General features: G+C 68.7%; 18 protein-coding genes. 8 read left to right on the forward strand and 10 right to left on the reverse strand.

The genetic code is table 11. The annotated features are described in order from the left end of the window. Positions 1–21: 21 nt before the first annotated feature. Positions 22–1056: a class II fructose-bisphosphatase gene (gene glpX / locus AX692_RS13625; RefSeq protein ID WP_073975292.1), complete on the reverse strand. Its 1035-nt coding sequence runs from the start codon at positions 1054–1056 to the stop codon at positions 22–24. A 79-nt stretch (positions 1057–1135) separates the two neighbouring features. Between glpX and AX692_RS13630 the strand changes: the two genes are divergently transcribed. After that, a complete protein-coding gene (locus tag AX692_RS13630) occupies positions 1136–1777 on the forward strand; it encodes a hypothetical protein (RefSeq protein ID WP_155644992.1) in 642 nt (213 codons plus the stop codon). Positions 1778–1789: 12 nt separating this feature from the next. After that, positions 1790–2470, forward strand: a complete 681-nt coding sequence (locus AX692_RS13635) for a hypothetical protein (protein ID WP_073975294.1) — start codon at positions 1790–1792, stop codon at positions 2468–2470. Here the strand turns inward: AX692_RS13635 and AX692_RS13640 are convergent. Both AX692_RS13640 and AX692_RS13645 read right to left on the reverse strand, forming a co-directional pair. Next, the gene (locus AX692_RS13640; RefSeq protein WP_081095334.1) at positions 2467–3795 is read right to left on the reverse strand and encodes a homoserine dehydrogenase; all 1329 of its coding nucleotides are present in this window, start codon (positions 3793–3795) and stop codon (positions 2467–2469) included. The genes AX692_RS13635 and AX692_RS13640 overlap by 4 nt on opposite strands. A gap of 72 nt (positions 3796–3867) precedes the next feature. Beyond that, the gene (locus tag AX692_RS13645; protein WP_155644993.1) at positions 3868–4743 is read right to left on the reverse strand and encodes a hypothetical protein; all 876 of its coding nucleotides are present in this window, start codon (positions 4741–4743) and stop codon (positions 3868–3870) included. 397 nt (positions 4744–5140) lie between these two features. On the opposite strand from AX692_RS13645, the gene AX692_RS13650 reads away from it, so the two are divergent. The 6 genes from AX692_RS13650 to AX692_RS13675 all read left to right on the forward strand — a co-directional run bounded on the left by AX692_RS13650 (position 5141) and on the right by AX692_RS13675 (position 9124). Then, positions 5141–5824: an energy transducer TonB gene (locus AX692_RS13650; RefSeq protein WP_073974182.1), complete on the forward strand. Its 684-nt coding sequence runs from the start codon at positions 5141–5143 to the stop codon at positions 5822–5824. Between the two features lie 77 nt (positions 5825–5901). After that, complete coding sequence (locus AX692_RS13655; protein ID WP_073974183.1) at positions 5902–6678, forward strand: MotA/TolQ/ExbB proton channel family protein; 777 nt, start codon at positions 5902–5904, stop codon at positions 6676–6678. 128 nt (positions 6679–6806) lie between these two features. Next, positions 6807–7337: an ExbD/TolR family protein gene (locus AX692_RS13660; protein WP_196490091.1), complete on the forward strand. Its 531-nt coding sequence runs from the start codon at positions 6807–6809 to the stop codon at positions 7335–7337. A gap of 33 nt (positions 7338–7370) precedes the next feature. Beyond that, a complete protein-coding gene (locus AX692_RS13665) occupies positions 7371–7799 on the forward strand; it encodes an ExbD/TolR family protein (RefSeq protein WP_073974185.1) in 429 nt (142 codons plus the stop codon). Between the two features lie 312 nt (positions 7800–8111). Then, positions 8112–8546: an ExbD/TolR family protein gene (locus tag AX692_RS13670; protein ID WP_230959501.1), complete on the forward strand. Its 435-nt coding sequence runs from the start codon at positions 8112–8114 to the stop codon at positions 8544–8546. After that, positions 8546–9124: an ExbD/TolR family protein gene (locus tag AX692_RS13675; protein ID WP_073974186.1), complete on the forward strand. Its 579-nt coding sequence runs from the start codon at positions 8546–8548 to the stop codon at positions 9122–9124. Before AX692_RS13670 ends, AX692_RS13675 begins: the two co-directional genes overlap by 1 nt. On the opposite strand, the gene AX692_RS13680 is transcribed toward AX692_RS13675, so the two are convergent. The 7 genes from AX692_RS13680 to AX692_RS13710 form a co-directional block, all read right to left on the reverse strand. Then, positions 9121–11601: a ligase-associated DNA damage response DEXH box helicase gene (locus tag AX692_RS13680; protein WP_196490092.1), complete on the reverse strand. Its 2481-nt coding sequence runs from the start codon at positions 11599–11601 to the stop codon at positions 9121–9123. The two genes, AX692_RS13675 and AX692_RS13680, sit on opposite strands and share 4 nt — an antisense overlap. 39 nt (positions 11602–11640) lie before the next feature. After that, a complete protein-coding gene (locus tag AX692_RS13685; protein WP_196490093.1) occupies positions 11641–12558 on the reverse strand; it encodes a DUF2059 domain-containing protein in 918 nt (305 codons plus the stop codon). A 68-nt stretch (positions 12559–12626) separates the two neighbouring features. Beyond that, on the reverse strand, positions 12627–14279 hold the full coding sequence (locus tag AX692_RS13690; RefSeq protein WP_073974188.1) for a hypothetical protein: 1653 nt from the start codon (positions 14277–14279) through the stop codon (positions 12627–12629). 10 nt (positions 14280–14289) lie between these two features. Then, positions 14290–16008, reverse strand: coding sequence for an Hsp70 family protein (locus AX692_RS13695; protein ID WP_073974189.1), 1719 nt, complete (start codon positions 16006–16008; stop codon positions 14290–14292). 59 nt (positions 16009–16067) lie between these two features. Further along, complete coding sequence (gene pgmG / locus AX692_RS13700) at positions 16068–17483, reverse strand: phosphoglucomutase/phosphomannomutase PgmG (protein ID WP_073974199.1); 1416 nt, start codon at positions 17481–17483, stop codon at positions 16068–16070. 172 nt (positions 17484–17655) lie between these two features. Further along, positions 17656–17955 (reverse strand): J domain-containing protein, encoded by a 300-nt coding sequence (locus AX692_RS13705; protein WP_073974190.1) that lies wholly within the window; start codon positions 17953–17955, stop codon positions 17656–17658. Beyond that, on the reverse strand, positions 17952–18806 hold the full coding sequence (locus tag AX692_RS13710) for a division plane positioning ATPase MipZ (protein WP_073974191.1): 855 nt from the start codon (positions 18804–18806) through the stop codon (positions 17952–17954). Before AX692_RS13710 ends, AX692_RS13705 begins: the two co-directional genes overlap by 4 nt. Between the last annotated feature and the right edge of the window lie 44 nt (positions 18807–18850).

Below are 18850 nucleotides of genomic sequence, written 5' to 3' on the forward strand. Positions count from 1 at the left end.
CCGGCAGTCCACTTCAACACCTCAGTCGATGCGGTGCTCGCCCCTGATCCACCGCACCGTGCCGCTCGAGGCCCGCATCACCACGCTCTCGGTGGTGAGGATGGTCTCGCCGGTCACCTTGCGGCGGCGCTTGACACCCGCGAGCAGCGAGCCGTCGGTGACGCCGGTCGCGGCGAAGATGCAGTCGCCCTTGGCGAGGTCCTCGAGCTTGTAGATGCGACCCAGGTCCTCGATCCCCCACTTGCGCGCGCGAGCGCGCTCGTCGTCGTTGCGGAACACGAGGCGGCCGTTGAACTGCCCGCCGACGCAGCGCAGCGCGGCTGCCGCGAGCACGCCTTCGGGCGCGCCGCCCTGGCCCATGTACATGTCGATCGTGGTGTCCTCGTCGGTCACCGCGATCACCCCCGCCACATCGCCGTCTCCGATCAGCACCACGCCGCAGCCGAGGCCGCGCAGCTCGGCGATCAGCTCGGCATGACGCGGGCGGTCGAGCACGCAGACGTTGATGTCGGACGGCTTGACGCCCTTGGCATTGGCCACGGCGCAGACGTTCTCGGTCGCCGACTTGGCGAGGTCGATGATGCCTTCGGGATAGCCCGGGCCGACCGCGAGCTTGTCCATGTAGACGTCGGGCGCGTTGAGCAGGCAGCCTTCCTCCGCCGCCGCCAGCACCGCGAGCGCGTTGGGCCCGGCCTTGGCGGTGATGGTGGTGCCTTCGAGCGGATCCAATGCGATGTCGATCTTGGGCCCCTTGCCCATGCCGACCTTCTCGCCGATGAACAGCATCGGCGCCTCGTCGCGCTCGCCCTCGCCGATCACCACGGTGCCGTCGATGTAGAGGTTGTCGAAGGCCTTGCGCATTGCCGCCACCGCGGCGGCATCGGCGGCCTTCTCGTCGCCGCGCCCGACCAGCTGCGCCGCCGCGACCGCCGCCTTCTCGGTGACCCGCACCATCTCGAGCACCAGCACGCGCTGGATCGCGTTCTCGGAGGATTCGGCCCGAGCGGCGGCGGGTTGCGGGGTGGCGGCAAGCTGGGTATCGGACGGGGAGTTCATGTGCAATTCAGCCCTTCTTCGCTCTGGATGCGGCCCGGCCATGGGATACCCTGCGGCGCTTAAGCGGATGGAGACGGGTTTGTCGAGCAAGGGAACGCTAGTCCTGACCCGTTTTCGCCTCTGTCTGGCTGCCTGTGCCGCGCTGATCGGCTCGCCTTTGGCTGCGCAGGATGACAGCAGCGCGACACCGCCGCCTGCCGAGGAGGCCTCCGCCGATGCCGCAGCTGCCGCCGCCGCCGCGCCTGCGGGCGTGCCGCCGCGGGTCAACCTGACGGTCTCGGTCCCGCGTGACGAGGCGAGCGCGGCGGACCTGCGCGAATGCCGCGATGACGAGGAGGCGGCCGCGATCAACGGCGAGATCGTGGTGTGCCGGGTGCGCGACCGGGATGGCGGTGCCCTCACCGGCAACCGCGCCGAAACGCAGAAGCGCTATGCTCAGGAGACCGCCTTCAAGGGTGCCCCGCCGCCGCCCGACCTGTTCGGCATTCCCGACAACGGCAAGGGCATCGGCTTCGGCAAGCCTCCGCCGGTGGCGATCACGGTCGACTTCGCCGCCCTGCCCAAGGCGCCCGCGGGCTCGGACGCCGACCGGATCGCGCAAGGGCTCCCTCCGCTCGGGCAAAATGAGGAGCTGACCGAGGAACAGGAACGCGCCCGGCGCGAGGCGGAGGGGATCAAGACCACCGTGCCCCCGCGCTCCGGCAAGAGGAAGGGCGGGTAAGGGAGCGGCGCAGTGCTTCTCCACCTCATCGCCGCCGCGCTCGCCGCGCAGGTGCCGACCGACCCGCAGGTGCCGATCGGCCCGCAGGTGCCGCCGCAGCAGACCTTGCAGCTGCCGCCGCTTCCTGCCTCCGGCAAGCCCGCCAAACCGCCCGAGCCCGCACGCCCGCGCATCCCCATCGACCTCGGCCCCGATGCGCCCGTGGCCGAACCGCCGCAGCAGATCGACATCCTTGCCCCGCCCCAGACTTTCGAGGCGGCCGATGCGGTGGAACTGAAGCAGTGCGCCGATGACACCGAGCGCGGAGTCGTGTCGGGCGAGATCGTGGTGTGCCGCGAGCTGCCGGCGGACACCTCGCAGCTCTACAGCGGCAGCCGCGAGGCGTGGCTAAAGGACTATGCGGAGCGGACGCAGAATGCGGGCACCATTCCGCCGCCCGACGTGGCCGGGCCGGGAATCTTCCGCGGCCCTGCCACCATCAGCGGCCTGTGCTTCATCCCGCCCTGCCCCAAGGACGCAGCGCTGATCGTCGACGTCGAAGCGATCCCGCCGCCCCCCGCAGGCTCGGATGCGGAACGGGTTGCGCAGGGTCTCGCCCCGGTCGAGAGCGATGACGCGCCTCTGGACGAGGACGCCCGCCGCCGGGTCGAGGCCGAGCTGGGCTTGCCCGAGGCGCCCAAGCCCGAAGGCTAGCGCGGCAGGATCGGCAGCACCAGCGGCTCGCCCGCGAGGCTGTCCGAGCCCTCGAGCAGTGCCAGCGCGCGGGCGACGCAGCGCTCGGGGCCCTCGTGGGTGACCATCGCCACCATCACCTCGCCCCCGCCATGGCTGCGGCCCTGCTGGATCAGGCTCTCGATCGAGACGTCCCCGTCGCGCATCGCCGCGGTGATCTCGGCGAGCACGCCGGGGCGGTCCTTGACCATGAACCGCAAGTAGGTGCGCTCGGTGCGGTCGCCCGGCTCGGCGGGCGGCATCGCGGCGAGCTGCGCGCAGGGGATCGAGAAGGGCGCGCCCACCTCGTCCCGCGCAATGTCGATGAGGTCGGCGGCGACCGCGCTGGCGGTCGGCCCGTCACCCGCGCCCGCGCCCTGGAACAGCAGCCTCCCTGAGAAGTTGCCCTCGGCCACGACCGCGTTGGTGGGGCCGTCGACAGCGCTCAACGGGTGGCCCTTGGCGACGAGGCAGGGGCGCACGCGCTGGAGCAGGCGGGGGCCTGCGGGGGTCTCCTCGACATCGGCCTCGCCGATCAGGCGGATCACGAAGCCCAGCGCATCGGCCTGCGCGATGTCGGCAGCGCGCACCCGAGTGATGCCCGAGACCCGCACGCCCGCGAAGTCCACCCGCGTGCCGAAGCCGATGCTGGCGAGGATCGCGAGCTTGTGCGCGGCGTCCACCCCCTCGACGTCGAAAGCCGGATCGGCCTCGGCAAAGCCCAGCCTTTGCGCCTCGGCCAGCACGTCGGCGAAGTCGGCACCGGTCGCCTCCATCTCGGACAGGATGTAGTTGCAGGTGCCGTTGAGGATCCCGTAGACCTTGGTGAGCGCGTTGGCGCTGGTGCCCTCGCGCAGCCCCTTGATGACCGGGATGCCGCCCGCGACCGCCGCCTCGAACTTGAGCGGGGCGTTGCTGGCCTCGGCGATCTCGGCGAGCTCGAGCCCGTGATGCGCGATCATCGCCTTGTTGGCGGTGACGAGCCCCTTGCCCGCGCTCAGCGCCGCGCGCGACAGGGCGAGCGCGGGGCCGTCCGAACCGCCGACCAGCTCGACCACCACGTCGACATCCTCGCGCCGGGCGAGCGCGGTCATGTCGTCCTCCCAGGCGAAGCGGGCGATGTCGACGCCGCGATCCTTGCCGCGGTCGCGCGCCGCCACCGCGACGACCTCGACCGGACGCCCGGCGCGCGCGGCGATGAGCGCGGCGTTGGTGTCGAGCAGGCGGATCACGCCCGCGCCCACGGTGCCCAGCCCGGCGATGGCGATCCTGAGAGAAGCCGGGCGCAGCGGTGCAGTGGTGGTCAAGCAGCCCTCCGTTGGTGACAGAGGCCCGCGCTTAACCGTGCTGCCGGTGCGGTCAAGCGGGCAAAGTACCGATCACCCCTTGGTGATCTGCCGCTCGCACGGGCCCAGTGCCTGGCGCACGAAGGCATAGTCGCCCGCCGCCAGCCGCCGCTCGTCGGCATCGCGCGCAAGGTTGGCGCCCGAGGGCAGCTGGGCAGGCAGCGCGCAGGCGAGGCGATACCAGCGCAGGGTTTCGGGCGCGGGCGGGCGGGCGGCCGAATCGATGATCTCGCCCCACGAGACCCCCCACTGCACCCGCTGCCCCGGGCGGCGCAGCACCGTGATCGAGACCGGCGAGCGATTCTCGGTCGCGAGGAAGATCTGGGTCTCTGATTCGCCCGTCAAGGTGCCCGGCACCGCCAGCGCGTCGCTCACCCCGGTGATCCGCGGCGCCGCGTCGGCGGCGTAAAGCTCGGTCAGGATCGGCCGCAGCCGCGCCTCCAGTGCCGGGGTGTAATCGAGCTGGGCAGCAGGGCCGATCAGCTGAAGCTCGCCCGCACGCCCCGGCACGGCGCGCGCGAACAGCAGGAATTCGCGCTTCTTGAGCTTGGGCACCTTGCCCCTGGCGTCGAGCGGCACGTCGACCAGATAGGTGACCGCCGCCCCCACCCCGCTGCGCCCGGCGATCAGCGCCAAGGTGTTGGCCTCGACATAGAGCCGCGCGAATCCCGGCGCGACGCCGGGCGCGCGTTCGGGTCGCAGCACGGTCGCTTTGCGAATCTGCACGCGCAGCACCAGTTCCGCCGCGTCTGCCAGTGTCGCGAGATCGGCATAGGTCGGACCGAAGGCCGCTCCCGCCGGCCGGGCGACATCGCCCCCCGGCGCGGCCTGCGCCAGCGCTGCCGAAGGCACCATGGCGAGCCCCCCGAGCGCCACGGCTGACATGGTCAGAGTCTTGAAAAACGACATTAATCTTCCCTTTACCTTTGACCCCGCGGCGGGCCGGCACACACCCTTGCGGCTTTGCCTATTAGCAGGGTCTTTTGCACATGACTCGCAGTGAACCCGTGCTGAACCGCAAAAGCGTTTGATCGGCTAGGGGTTGCCCGTTAAAGCCCGCAGGACTGAAGGCGCGGGACTGGGGACATTGCCGCGCGGACAGTGTGAGGTTGCGTGCGGGAATCGTTTCTTGTCCCGCGCGTGCCAGCCGGAGAAAGATCGGGTCACGTGCGATGCATGGGCCCGTAATTTTGTTCCGGCGTGGGAGGACCGAAATGACCGGGATCCGCTCGCCGACCAATATGGCCGGGGGGTGGGGAGTGTGCCGATCCATGGGATCGGCGAGTATTTGGAGAGAAAGCGCTGGATGTCCTACGCTAGCCAACAACAGGCGGGGAACAAGACGGTTTCCATCGCGATCGTGGTCCTCGTCCACGTCGCGATCGGTTATCTTCTCGTGACCGGTCTGGCCATCAACGCCGTCAAGGACGTGGTCGAACGTGTGACCACCGTCAACGTCGAGGAACCGCCGCCGCCGCCGCCGCCGCCGGATGAACCGCCGCCGCCGGAACAGCAGCCGGACGTCACCTCGCCGCCGCCGCCCGTGACCCCGCCGCAGCAGCTCAACCTTGCGCCCAACCCGCCGCCGGTGGAGACGCGCCAGGACATTCCGCCGCCCGCGCGGACGGAAACCCGTCCCTCCGCGCTGCCCAGCGCGCCTCCGGGGCCGCCGCCGGCGCCCAAGGGCCCGTCCAAGGCCCGCGGCGTGCAGCCCAAGAACCAGCGCTCGTGGTCGGCCCGCATCCAGGAAGACTATCCGCGTCGTGCAGCCCAGGAAGAGATCGAAGGGACCGTCGGCGTGCGCTGCACAGTGACCACCGATGGCCGTGCCACCGGTTGCTCGGTGACCTCGTCGAGCGGCTCGGACATCCTCGATGGCGCAGCCACCAAGGCGGTCGAGCGCTATGCGCGCTTCGAACCGGCGCTCAACGATGACGGCGTGCCCATCACCGCCAGCTGGTCGACCCGGATTACCTACAAGCTGAACTGATCAATCGGGCCGGCAGCCCAAGAACCCTCGACGGCGCCGCTCCCACACGACCCATTCTTTTCAAGAGGACTTTCGCAATGACCCTTACCCTTCTCACCGCCGCTGGGGCCGAAGCACCCGAAGGCAAGTTCGGCTTCTACGAAGCGATGGTCGAGGGCGGCCCCGTCGCCTGGTCGATCCTTGCCATCATGATCATCATGTCGGTCGGCTCGTTCTACATCCTGTTCACCAAGCTGTTCGAGCAGAACAAGGTGATCAAGCAGTACAAGACCGTGCAGACCAGCTTCTGGCGCGCCGCCAGCCTCAAGGAAGGCGCCGCCAAGCTCGAGAAGGACGGCCCGTGGCGCCAGCTCGCCGACGACGCCGTCAAGGCCCAGGAAGAGCACGGCAAGATGACCGACAGCCTCGAATCGCATGACTACATGCACGGTTCGCTCCAGCGTTCGGAAGATTCGATCAACGCGGTGCTCGCGGGCGGCCTGCCGTTCCTCGCGACCGTGGGTGCGACCGCGCCGTTCGTCGGTCTGCTCGGCACCGTGATCGGGATCTACCGCGCGCTGATCAACATCGGCATCGCCGGCAACGCCTCGATCGACAAGGTCGCCGGCCCGGTCGGTGAAGCGCTGATCATGACCGCGATCGGTCTGCTCGTCGCGGTTCCCGCAGTGTTCGCCTTCAACTGGCTGCAGTCGCGCAACCGCAAGATCTCGGCGATGCTGAGCACCTTCTCGAACGACCTGCTCGCCTACATGAACTCGAACGGCGCGGTGAAGCCGGCGGTTCAGGCGGCTCCGGCGGCCAAGCCCGCTGCCAAGCCCGCTGCCCCTGCCAACCCGACGCTCAACAAGTCCTGATCGTCAGAGCTGCTGACCGGCGGGAGCGGGCTCAGAGCCTTGCTCCCGCTGGTGCCCCGCAGCCCGCCAGGCGCGGCGCTACGGGGCAAGCGGTAGAAGCCAAAGTATTGACAGGCTAGGAATTCACAATGGCGATTTCAACGGGAGGTGGGGTCGATACCCCGATGTCCGACATCAACACCACGCCGCTGGTGGACGTGATGCTGGTGCTCCTGATCATCTTCCTCATCGCGGTTCCGGTGGCGATCCAGACGATCGAGAAGCTCAAGATTCCGGTGTTCGAATCGCTGGAATCGAAGGACAAGGTCGAAAACCTGCTGCTCACCGTCAGCGCGACCGACGATGCCGGCCGCAGTGCCGGAGACGCAGGCTACGAAGGCGCATCGCGCAACGGGCAGTGCCGGGTCTATTTCAACAACATCACGCTGGTGGATTCGAACGAGCTGCAGGAGCAGGCGTTCAAGCGTCTCGACGCGATCGTCCAGCGCGCGGGCGGGGTCGAGGCCCTGCTCGAAGACCCGGAGAAGATCCCGCAGGTCCACATCCGCGGTGACGTCAACGCCCCGTGGCGTTGCGTGGCGGGGGCCATCTTCCGCGTCCAGCTGGCCGGCTATCCGATCGTCGGGTTCATCTCGAACCCGGTCGAACCGGGCGTCTGACCGCAACCGCCAATTTTCTGAGGAGAACACACCATGGCAATGTCTGGAGGCCAGCTTGACGGCGAGCCGATGATGGACATGAACATGACTCCGCTGATCGACGTTCTGCTCGTTCTGCTGATCATGTTCATCATCACCATCCCGGTGGCCACGCACTCGGTCGATATCGACCTGCCGCAGCCCAACGATGCCCCGCCGCCGCTGGTCGAGCCGACCAAGAACAAGCTGGTCCTCACGCCCGATGACCAGATCCTGTGGAACGGCACGCCGATCGATCAGGGCCAGCTCGTCGCCGCGCTGCAGCAGTCGACGCAGATGAACCCCGAGCCCGAACTCCAGTTCGAGCCCGAATCCCAGGCGAGCTACGACCTGTCGGCCAAGGTGCTGCAGACGATCAAGTCGTCGGGCGTCACCAAGTTCGGCTTCGTCGGCAACGACAAGTACCGCGACTTCGGCAAGTGACCGCCAGCCCCGGCTGATACAAGGGGCTTTCGGCTGGTAATGGCCGGGTTGTTGCCCGGTTGTTGCATGATCATGGGGGGCGCTGCGAGCGATCGCGGCGCCCCTTTTGCTTGTGGCGCGGGGTTCAGGGCGCGCTCGATCGCACACCGCAATGTTTCACGTGAAACATTTCGCGAACATCGGCTGCACCGCCTGACCGGTTGCAAGCCCGATACCGGTACGCGTTAGGCAACCTCTTCTTTTTGCGATATTCTCATAGGGCTAGTGCGGCTTCGATCCCGCCGGGGCCGCTCTGCCAAAGAGGAGAGAGCCATGCCGCATGCCCTGAAGCGCCCCAATCTCACCGCCCCCCGCCCCCAGCCGCTCTCGGCGATGAATGTCACCCCCTTCATCGACGTGCTGCTGGTGCTGCTGATCATGCTGATCCTCGCGATCCCGATGGCGGCCAATGTCACCCCGGTCGATCTGCCTACCGATGGCCGGCCCAAGCATCCGGTGCTGGAGACGAACGTCCTCACCATCGACGCAGGTGACCGCCTTGCATGGAACGGCCATGTCGTCACGGCCGCCGAACTGCGCGCCCAACTCGCTGTGGCGAGCGACCTGCCCGTCCAGCCCGTGCTGCGTTTCGAGCCCGACGCGCAGGCGAGCTACGACAAGTCGGCCCGCACCCTCGCCCTGATCCGCGAAGAAGGCGCGCAGAGCTTCGTCTTCGACGGCAACGAGAAATATCGAGACTTCCCCTGATGCCCCACCCCTCGCTGCGCCGCGGCCCCATGCCGCGGCGCTTCGACCATGGTGAACCGATCCGCGCGATCGACACCCGGCCGATGCTGTTCGTCGCGCTGTTCATCGCGGTGGTGTTCCTGCTAGCGGCGAGCCAGACGCGCACCCATGCCCTGCTGGTGGAGTTGCCGCAGGGCTTTGCGCCGCCCGATTTCGCGCCGCCGTATATGGTCGTGAGCCTCGCCGAAGGCGGAGACCTGGCGCTTGACGGCATCCCCGTGCCGCTCGCCGGTCTTGCCGCCGCCATCCGTGCCAAGGCCTTCGACCTGCCCATCGTCCTGCTGCGCGCCCAGCCCGATACGGCCTACGACCGTGTCGCCCACGTGCTCGACCAGATCAGCGAGGCAGGCGTCGCTCCGGAGGACATCTGCTTTGACGGGAGGCAGCTTGAAGGCTCGGGCAACTTCAACAAGAGCTTCTATACACCGCAACCCCAACCACGTGGCCCCGAGCCCCGCCCGCCGCACGATCTGCGCCCCCTGTTCGAGGCGAGGCACGGCGGCTGCGAGCTGTTCCTCGAACAGGCGCCGCGCGTTTAATCCCCCTCCAGCGGCGCATCGGGCCGCATCGCCGCCGCGATCAGGCCCTCGGCCTCGAGCAGCAGCTCGTCATCCACCGCCCCCTGCGGCACCGCCTCGCGGCCGATCATCGTCATCACCGGCACCGCCAGCGGCGAGACGCGGTCGAGTGTCACGTGGACGAGCTCGCGCTCGGAACGCTCCAGCAGGTCCGCGAGCCGCCCCACATCGGTCATCCGCGCCCGCGCATCGGCCCAGGCGGCTTCGATCAGCACGTGATCGGGCTCGTACTTCTTGAGCACGTCGTAGATCAGGTCGGTCGAGAAGGTGACCTGCTTGCCGGTCTTCTTCTGCCCCGGGTGCTGGCGCTCCACCAATCCGCTGATCACCGCCACCTCGCGAAAAGCGCGGCGCAGGAGGTGGCTTTCGGTCACCCACTCGACGAATTCACCGGTGAGGATATCGGGAGAGAGCAAAGGTGCCGGATCGGTGACGGGCTTCAGCCCCCACACCGCGAGGCAATAGTCGTTCGCCACGAAGCCGCCCGGCAGCAGCCCCCGATCCTCCATCCGCCGGGTGATCAGCATGCCCAGCGACTGGTTCGCGTTCCAGCCCTCGAAAGTGTAATAGGCGGTGTAGTGCTTGCCGCCATGCGGGAAGCTCTCGACCAGCAGCTCGCCGGGTGCGGGCAGGCGTGAGCGGTAGTCCTGCATCTCGAGCCATTCGCGCACATCGTCGGGGAACCGCGCCCAGCCCGCGCGGTCGGAGAGCATCTCCTGCACGCGGGTGGAGAGATGCGTCGTCAGCGGCAGGCGCAGTCCGCCATAGCTCGGGATCGTCGCGGACCTCTTCGCCGCGCGGACGGTAACGTCCATATCCTTCACCCCCTCGACCTCGAGGCTCATGCCGGCGAAGAAGAAGGTGTCCCCGGGGGAGAGCTGGGCGGCAAAACGCTCCTCGACCTTGCCGAGGCCGCGGCCGTTCCGGAAGCGCACGGTGAGCATCTCGGAATCGACGATGATCCCGGCATTCATCCGGTGGCGCTGTGCCTGGTTGGGGTGCGCGAGCCGCCACACGCCTGCCTTGTCGCGCACGATCCGCTGGAAGCGGTCATAGGCGCGCAGGGCATAGCCACCATTGGAGACGAACCCTAGCACCCGCTGGAAGGTTGCGCGATCGACCCAGCTGTAAGCCAGCGAAGAACGCACCTCGGCCAGCAGCGCATCCTCGTGGAACGGCCCCGCGCAAGCGCAGGCCATGACGTGCTGGGCGAGCACGTCGAGGCTCCCCGGGCGGAAGGCCTCGCCATCGCGCTGGCCCTGGTCGACCGCTTCCTTGGCCGCCATGGCCTCGAGAAATTCGAAGCGGTTGCCCGGCACCAGCACCGCGCGGCTCGGCACGTCGAGCCTATGCCCCGCGCGCCCGATGCGCTGGAGCAAGCGCGAGGAACCCTTGGGCGCGCCCATCTGCACGACCAGATCGATGTCGCCCCAGTCGATCCCGAGATCGAGGCTGGAGGTAGCGACCAGCGCGCGCAATTCCCCGCGCGCCATCGCCTCCTCGACCTTGCGCCGCGCCTCGGTGCTGAGCGAGCCGTGGTGGATGCCGATGGGCAGGTGATCCTCGTTCGCCTCCCACAGGCACTGGAAGATGAACTCGGCGAGGAAGCGCGTGTTGGTGAAGACCAGCGTAGTGCGGTTGGCCTTGATCGCCTGCATCAGCTGCGGCACCGCCCAGCGCCCCGCGTGGCCGCCCCACGGCACGCGCTCCTCCTGCGGCAGGAGGATCTCGACCTCGGGCTCGGCGCCTTCCTCGCCCAGCACCAGCGCAGCCGCGGCGATCTCGCCGTCCTCGCCGGACTGGGGCGCGAGCCATTCCTGGAAGTCGCGCGGGTTCGCCAGTGTCGCCGACAGCGCGACCCGCTGCGCGCCGGGGGCCAGCGCGTGGAGCCGCGCCAGCGAGAGCGCGAGGAGATCGCCGCGCTTGTCGGTGGCGAAGGCGTGGACCTCGTCGATCACGATACGCTTCAGCCCGGCGAACAGATCGGCGCTTTCGGGGTAGGAGAGCAGCAGCGAGAGGCTCTCCGGCGTGGTCAGCAGGATGTGCGGGGGGCGTTCGCGCTGGCGTTTCTTGCGGTCGGCTGGGGTGTCGCCGCTGCGGGTTTCGACCCGGATCGGAAGGCCGATCTCCTCGATCGGCGTGAGCAGATTGCGCTTCACGTCCTGCGCCAGCGCCTTCAGCGGGGAGACGTAGAGGGTGTGGAGGCCATCCGCCGGGAGCGTGTCACCCGCAAAGTCGCACAGGGTCGGCAGGAACCCGGCGAGAGTCTTGCCCGCGCCGGTATCGGCGACCAGCAGCGCGTGCTCGCCCGCGCGCGCTTTCTCGAGCATCTCCCACTGGTGCCGCCGCACCCGCCAGCCGCGCTGCGCGAACCATGCAGCGATTGGGGCGGCGATGGCGGGAGGAAGGGTCAGCTGCGCGGGGGTCACGCCTGCCATGTGGCCCGCGCCGCAGCCCCGCGCAAGGCTGCGCGGGGCTCAGACGACGGGGTCTTCGACCTCGTCCTCCTCGGCCATCACCTCGGGCACCAGCGCTTCGAGCTCGCGCTCCGACTTGCCGATCAGCCGCGCGGCGCGGGTGCGCTCGGCGGCGCTCAGCTGCGAGAAATCGCGGCTGCCCCCGAACTCGGCCTCGATCGCGGCGAACTCCTCGGTCATTTCGGGCATGAGCTTGGCCGCGGCCGGGCCCATTGCCTCCATGAAGCCCATGATCTGCGGGTCATACTGGACGAGGAAGCTCTGCGCCGCGAACTTGGCCCCGAGCGGGGTGGCGAAGAAGGTCAGCAGCTCGCGCATCTCGGCCTCCTCGAAGCGGTGCGTGAAGGCGCGGGCGAGGCCTTCGCGATAGGCGGGCTCGATCGCCACCATCAGCTTGCCCATCATCCCGGTGAAGGCGGCCGAGGTGCGCTGGGTGCGCGCGGCGAACTGGGGATCGAAGATGTCGAGCGCCTCCTGCGCGTCCTCGTCGGAGAGGCGCTCGAGATCCTCCGCCGTGACCCCGCTGATCTCGGCGAGGCGCACGCGCGGGCCGTTCTCGGGATCGCCCAGCACCACCTCCATCATCGGCTCCAGCACCCCGTCCATCGCTGTGCGGAAGCTGCCATCGGGCATGACGTGAGCCGCCATCTGCGTGGCGAGCGGCAGGAGGGCCTCCTGTTCGGGGGTGAGCGGATCGGCCTTGAACAATTCGCCGAACAACGAGAAGGCTTCGGCCAGCTCCTGCTCGAGCTGCGCCTGTGCCTCCTCCTCCTCGGTGAGGAAGACGAACTCCTCCTTGCGGTTCTCGATGCCGGCGGCCTTCCCGGTCGCGGTGTGCTCCTGCGCGGCAAGCGGCGGCGCGGCGAGAGCGAGCACGGCAAGGCTGGCGGCAAGACCTAGGATGTTGTTGCGAATCATGACGATGGCTCCCGGGTGAGGCACCATTGTGCCGCACTGCGCGTCGGTGCGAAAGCCCGCCCGCGCGGTTACAACGCGCGCAGCACCTCGGCCGAGACCCGGCCGGGTTCGGCGAGGATCACCTCGGCCAGCGTCAGGTCGACCAGGCAGCGCTTGGGATGATCGGGGTCCTTGAACGCGGCGGTCAGTTCGTCGATCCCGAGCCCGCTCTTCTTCAGCATCTTGTCGACCGCCCAGCCGGGCACGCTGAAGGAGGTTGTGCGCTTGCTGCTGCGATGATTGAGGAGCTTCGCGTCGAGCAGCCGCCGCAGCAGCTCCTGCTCGCGCGCGGTCTCGGCCTTGCCGAGCGCCAGCGGGAGCGAGCGGAAGTCGCCGGCGGTCACGTTCCTGCACTGCGCCGGATTCCTGAGCGCGGCCCCCAGCCAGAGGCGCTTCAGTTCGCCCAGCGCCACCAGCTCCTCGAACTCGGCGATCTCGGCCACTTGCAGCGCCTTGTGGCGCACGAAGGCATCGACTCCGCCATTGTCCTCGGCGTTGCGAATCCCGAGTGCGAGCTGGTCGGCGAAGACCGGATCGGCGGCGCGCACCTTGGCCATGTCGGTGCCGGGGCCGAACACGCTCGCAACCGCAGCGTCGATCTCGGCCTCGCTCGGCCCCGCGACCACCACCGGCGGCGGCAGGCCATTGCCCGCCGAAGTCTCGCCGCCCGAGACTCCCAACAACGCCACCGCGCGGATCAGCGCGAAGAACAGCACCACGAACAGCACAGCGCCGCCAAAGCCCCGGCCCGCGTTCGAAAGCCCCTCGGCGCTCGCCGCGCCCGCGCCTTCCCACGAGACGACGCGCTCGGGATCGAGATAGCTTTCCAGTTCGGGATAGCGTTCGCGGATGCCGACGAGCAGCTTGTGGACATCGAGCCGGTTGACCCGCAGCCGGTCGAGCACCCCGGCGCGCCCGGGGCGCGAAAGCTCCACCCACGCCTTGTGGAGCGGGTGTTCCGGCTGCTGCACCTTGTCGTGGAAGCGCATTCCCTTGATGCGCTGGTTGAGGAAGCGCAGCGCCGCGCGTTCTTCGAGGGCTCCAGCTTCATCGAGCCAGCCGAAGGCGGCGTTGGCGGGCTCGACGAAGGGTGCCGAGCGCGGCCAGGTGCGCGCGAAGAGATCGGCGAGCGCGCCGTCGAGCGCGTCGTGTTCCTCGATGTCGGCCTCCTCGGCGCGGGCCGTCAGCACGGCCAGCGCGGCGAGGCCCTCGTCGAGCTCAGCATGCGTGACCGCATCCTCGCTGAAATCGCCGCCGGGGTAGAGCACCTCGAGCAGCCGGTTCCACGCCGCCTGCGCGCGCTGCTGGGCTTCGGTGAGTTCGGGCGCGGGTGCGCGCATGTCGCCGGGGGTGAAGGCGGGGGCGATGTCCCAGGCGCCGTCATCCCCCCCATCGCCCCAGTCGCCATCGCGATCATCGGCGTGGTCGAGAGTGCCGAGGCCGTAGAGCTCGCCCTCGTCCTCGCCCTCATCCTCGTGCTCGCCCTCGCTTTCGTCCGCGTCTGCCTGCCGCGCGGCGAGCCAAAGCGCCTGATCGCGGGCGCGGCGCAGGTCGGCAAAGCCGGCGATGTCCTCGTCCGGATTGATCGACCGCAGCACATCGGCATAGGCCTTGCGGATCGCAGCCTTGTCGCTGGTGGGATCGATCCCCAGGCGGCTCCAGGGAAAGGCGCGGCGGATCATCGCGAGACCTTCAGAGCGGCGATTGCGCGTCGATCTCGTCAAGCAGCCGGGTCAGCCCGTCGCGCGCATCGGCGATGATGCGCGGGTCCTGCTTGTCGAGCGCGCCCTGGAACTCGGTCAGCCCCTGCCCGATCACGTCACGCACCGGGCCGGTGAAGCCCTCGTACGCGCGTTCGGCGCGCGCGAGCAGCGCCACGTTCTCGGCCTCGTCGCGCGGGTGCACTTTCAGCTTCTCGAGCCGCTTGCGGCTTTCGGAGATATCCTTCTTCGAGCGCCGGTCATCCTCGTCGACGATCACCAGATTGCGGGTCAGCCCGGTCAGGGGCACGTTGACGTCGACATCGAGCAGCCCGCTGGTGTCATAGGTGAAGCGCACCTCGACCCCCACCTCGCCCGCCGGTTTCGGGGGGACGGGGACAGTGAGCTCGCCGAGCTTGACGTTCTTCTTCACGTCGCGCGCCTCGCCCTGGTAGATCGCGAAGGTCACCTGCCGCTGGTTGTCGCCGAGCGTGACGAAGCGCTCCATCCGGCTGACCGGCACGGGGGTGTTGCGCTCGATGATGGGCGCAAAGATGTCGTCGTGGAAACGCCCGTGCGCATCGCGGGTCGAGGTGCTGACGCCCAGGGTGAAGGGCGCGACGTCGGTGATGCGGATTTCCTCGAGCCCGTCCCCGCCCGAGAGGAGTCCGGCCTGGATCGCGGCGCCCAGCGCGACCGCGTGGTCGGGGTGGACGGTCGAATTGGGGAACCGCCCGAACATGCGGGTCAGCGCCTTCCTCACCACCGGCATCCGGGTGGCGCCGCCGACCAGCACGATGTCGGACAGGGCCTTCACATCGATATGGCTGTCGCGCAGCGCGCGGATCACGGGATCGCGCAGGCGCTTGAGGAGGCCGCTTGCCGCCTCCTCGAAACCATCGGCGGTGACCCGTGCGGTGAGCGGGGTGTCGTCCGCCACCACGATGAAATCGGCCTCTTCCGAGGTGGTGAGCGCGCGGCGGGTGCGCTCGGCCGCGAGCGTCAGCAGCGCGCGGCGGCGATCCGCGGGCAGGCCGGCGAGCGCTTGCGCCGCTGCCTGGTCCTTCGCCAGCAGCGGCTCGACCAGCTTGACCAGCACCTCGTCGAAATCGTCGCCCCCCAGGCGGTTGTCCCCGGCCGAGGCGCGCACCTCGACGATCCCTTCGAACATCTCGACGATCGAGACGTCGAAGGTGCCCCCGCCGAGGTCAAAGACGAGGAAGGGCTCGCGGTCGCCCTTGTCGGCAAGGCCGAAGGCGAGCGCGGCCGCGGTCGGCTCGTTGATCAGGCGGCGCACTTCGAGCCCCGCAATCTCGCCCGCACGGCGCGTGGCGCGGCGCTGGCGCTCGTTGAAATAGGCTGGGACGGTGATGACCGCCTCGGTCGGGCGGGTGCCCGTTGCCGCCTCGACGTCGTCGGCCAGCGAGCGCAGCACCATCGCCGAGAGGTCTTCCGGCGTCAGCGTCGTCCCCGCCAGCGTCACGGTGGCGGCGGTGCCCATCATCCGCTTGAAGCTGGTGACGGTGTCGGCCGGGTTGGTCGCCATCCGGTCGAGCGCGGCCTGCCCGACCCAGGTCTCCCCGCCCTTGGCGAGGCTGACCGCGGAAGGGGTCAGCTCGCGCCCCAGGGCATTGGGCACAAGCTGCGGCGCACCGTCCTTCCACAGCGCGACGGCACTGTTGGTGGTGCCAAGATCGATACCGACAAGCATGCCGCTTCTCATAGCGCGGACGGCGTGTCAGGCAATTGGAATCGCGGCGAGAATGGCTCTCAATGCCCCACGTTTTCGCCCCGCTCGAGGCCCGAGGCGGCCAGCTGCGCGTCGATCTGGGCGAGCAGGCGGTCGAGGCCCTCCTCAGTATCGCTTTCCGCCCGCGCGACCAGCACGTCCTGCGTGTTCGAGGCGCGCAGCAGCCACCAGCCGTCGGCGGTGTTGACGCGCACGCCGTCGGTCGCGTTGACGCTCTCGACCTCGGGGCCGGGGCTGGTGGTGAGGCGCTCGGCGATCTCGGCCATGGCGGCGAACTTGCGGGCTTCGTCGACCTGGAAGCGCAGCTCGGGGGTGTTGAGCATCGGCGGGATCGCACTCCGCAGCTCGGTAACAGACCTGCCGAGGCGCGCAGTGGCCGCCAGCAACCGTATTCCTGCGTAGAGCGCGTCGTCGAAGCCGTAATACTGATCGGCGAAAAACACATGCCCGCTCATTTCCCCTGCGAGCGGCGCGCCTGTTTCTTTCATTTTGGACTTTATGAGCGAATGGCCGGTCTTCCACATCAGCGGCTCCCCGCCGAGCTCCGCCACCCGATCAAACAGCGCGCGGCTCGCCTTCACATCGGCGATCACCGTCGCGCCGGGGCGGGTTTTGAGCAGATCCTCGGCGTAGATCATCAGCAACTGATCGCCCCAGATCACCCGGCCCTCGCCATCGATCGCGCCGATCCGGTCACCGTCGCCGTCAAAGGCAACTCCGAAATCGAGTTTCTTCGTCGCGACTAGCTCACGCAGATCGGCCAGATTGGCTTCGACGGTGGGATCAGGATGGTGGTTTGGAAAATGTCCGTCGACATCGGTAAAAAGCAGATGGTGTTCCCCCGGCAGCCGCGCCGCGAGTGCTTCGAGCGCGGGGCCCGCAGCGCCGTTGCCCGCATCCCAGCCGACCCGCAGGGTTTCGAGCTTGCCGGGCTCGATCCCGGCCAGGCCCTCGAGCAGGCGCTCGACATATTGGCCAAGGATGTCGCGCGTGGTCACCGTCCCGGTGCCGCTGGCGAAAGCTCCGTCTGCTGCCAGTTTCCCGAGCTTCTGGATATCCGCGCCGAAGAACGGGCGTCCCAGAAATACCATTTTGAAGCCGTTGTAATTGGGGGGATTGTGGCTGCCGGTTATCTGAATGCCGCCATCCACCTGCTCATCTGAGGCTTCCGCGTAATAGAGCATCGGCGTCGCGCCCATGCCGATCCGCACCACATCGACCCCGCTCGTCGTCAGCCCCTCGACCAGCGCGTGCTCGAGCATCGGCGAGCTGACCCGCCCGTCATAGCCCACCGCCACGGTCCGGCCGCCCGCCTGGCGCAACAGCGTGCCGAATGCCCGGCCGATCGCGCGCGCGTCATCGGCGCCGAGCGTTTCGCCGATGATCCCGCGGATGTCGTATTCGCGCAGGACGGTGGGGTGGAACTGGTGTTGCATGATCGAGAAACTCTCCTTGCCGCATCCCCGGCGGGCTCCCAAGGCGCGACATGCCGCAGCGAAATGACGGCGCGAAGGCGGTCTGCCCCCGTGTCCCCGCGACAAGATGGCGCGGCGCCGAAAAGCCCTTGCCGTGCGCCTGTGTCAATCCCGCAGGATAGGATCGCGCCGCTCAGCCCTCTGCTCCGCCACCCGCCAGCGGCAGCTCGTCGAGCAGCAGGTCGCGCGCGGCGTTGGCCTCCTGCATGGCGGCATTGCTGCCGCCCTTGTCGGGATGCACCAGCGTGGTCAGGCGGCGATGCGCGGCGATGATCTCCTCGCGCCCTGCCCCGGCCTCGACCCCGAGCAGCTTGCGCGCGCGGAAGATCGCCTGGCTGCGGGTCGGCGTGCTGCGCAGCAGCTCCCACGGCCACTTGCCGATCGCCCAGCGGCAGAAAACGCAGGCGACCACGAGAAACAGCAGATACTTCATGCCACCTCCAACCGGTCCTGCTCGCGGCTGAACTCGGGCAGGCGCAGCGCCTTCACCAGCGCGCGCAATTCCTGCCGCGCAACCAGGTGGCTGGTGCCGAGCTCGCCCAGGTGCCCCTTGTCGAGCAGTGTCAGCCCCGAAGGGAACAGCTCGCGGTAGATCACGCGCTCGGACAGCCCCTGGGTGACCCGGAAGCCGACCCGCTTGGCCATCTCCCCCAGCGCCTTGTGCAGGCGCGCCTGGTTGCGCGCCTCGACATGGCCGGTGCGGTTGCGGACCACCAGCCAGTCCATTTCGGGCCGCTGCTGCTCGATCGTCATGCGGCTGCGCTTCATCCGCGCCTCCCAGATCAGTTCGGCGAAGAAGGACAGCTTCTTGACCTTGAAGGTCTCGGCATCAACCTGGCCGATCAGGTCGAAATCGACGAAACTGTCGTTCATCGGCGTGACCAGCGTGTCGGCATATTCGACCGCGACGCGGGCATAGGGATCGTCACGCCCGGGGTTGTCGATGATGAGGAAATCGCAGCTCGCCTCGAGCCGCCGGATCATTCCCAGCAGATCGCCGGTGCTGTTGCCGCGGAACACCTCGCAGGCCGGGGTCGGCAGGGTGAGGCCGCGCTTCTCGAGCGTGGCAAGCCGGTTCTCGACATAGCGGTGCATGGTGCGCTGGCGCGGATCGAGATCGACCGCGGCGACGCGCGCGCCAAGGTAGGACAAGGCGACCGCGACATGGACGGCGGTGGTCGACTTGCCGGTCCCGCCCTTCTCGTTGGCGAACACGATCCTGTGCGCTTGCCCCTTGCGCAAGGCCCGGGTCGCAGCGGGTTGGGAAGGGGCGGCGGGGAGCATCACGGGTCTCTCGGCGGAGTGGCTTGAAATGGAACAGGTCGGGC

The organism is Erythrobacter donghaensis (genome assembly GCF_001557325.1).
Classification (GTDB): Bacteria; Pseudomonadota; Alphaproteobacteria; order Sphingomonadales; family Sphingomonadaceae; genus Erythrobacter; species Erythrobacter donghaensis_B.

Excerpts from the sequence above, each read along its gene's own strand:
- AX692_RS13690 (WP_073974188.1), bottom strand. The coding sequence starts at position 14,279 with ATGATCCGCCGCGCCTTTCCCTGGAGCCGCCTGGGGATCGATCCCACC.
- AX692_RS13685 (WP_196490093.1), bottom strand. The coding sequence starts at position 12,558 with ATGATTCGCAACAACATCCTAGGTCTTGCCGCCAGCCTTGCCGTGCTC.
- AX692_RS13655 (WP_073974183.1), top strand. The coding sequence starts at position 5,902 with ATGACCCTTACCCTTCTCACCGCCGCTGGGGCCGAAGCACCCGAAGGC.
- pgmG (WP_073974199.1), bottom strand. The coding sequence starts at position 17,483 with ATGCAACACCAGTTCCACCCCACCGTCCTGCGCGAATACGACATCCGC.
- AX692_RS13645 (WP_155644993.1), bottom strand. The coding sequence starts at position 4,743 with ATGTCGTTTTTCAAGACTCTGACCATGTCAGCCGTGGCGCTCGGGGGG.
- AX692_RS13695 (WP_073974189.1), bottom strand. The coding sequence starts at position 16,008 with ATGCTTGTCGGTATCGATCTTGGCACCACCAACAGTGCCGTCGCGCTG.
- AX692_RS13650 (WP_073974182.1), top strand. The coding sequence starts at position 5,141 with ATGTCCTACGCTAGCCAACAACAGGCGGGGAACAAGACGGTTTCCATC.
- AX692_RS13670 (WP_230959501.1), top strand. The coding sequence starts at position 8,112 with ATGCCGCATGCCCTGAAGCGCCCCAATCTCACCGCCCCCCGCCCCCAG.
- AX692_RS13710 (WP_073974191.1), bottom strand. The coding sequence starts at position 18,806 with ATGCTCCCCGCCGCCCCTTCCCAACCCGCTGCGACCCGGGCCTTGCGC.
- AX692_RS13705 (WP_073974190.1), bottom strand. The coding sequence starts at position 17,955 with ATGAAGTATCTGCTGTTTCTCGTGGTCGCCTGCGTTTTCTGCCGCTGG.
- AX692_RS13665 (WP_073974185.1), top strand. The coding sequence starts at position 7,371 with ATGGCAATGTCTGGAGGCCAGCTTGACGGCGAGCCGATGATGGACATG.
- glpX (WP_073975292.1), bottom strand. The coding sequence starts at position 1,056 with ATGAACTCCCCGTCCGATACCCAGCTTGCCGCCACCCCGCAACCCGCC.
- AX692_RS13675 (WP_073974186.1), top strand. The coding sequence starts at position 8,546 with ATGCCCCACCCCTCGCTGCGCCGCGGCCCCATGCCGCGGCGCTTCGAC.
- AX692_RS13680 (WP_196490092.1), bottom strand. The coding sequence starts at position 11,601 with ATGGCAGGCGTGACCCCCGCGCAGCTGACCCTTCCTCCCGCCATCGCC.
- AX692_RS13660 (WP_196490091.1), top strand. The coding sequence starts at position 6,807 with ATGGCGATTTCAACGGGAGGTGGGGTCGATACCCCGATGTCCGACATC.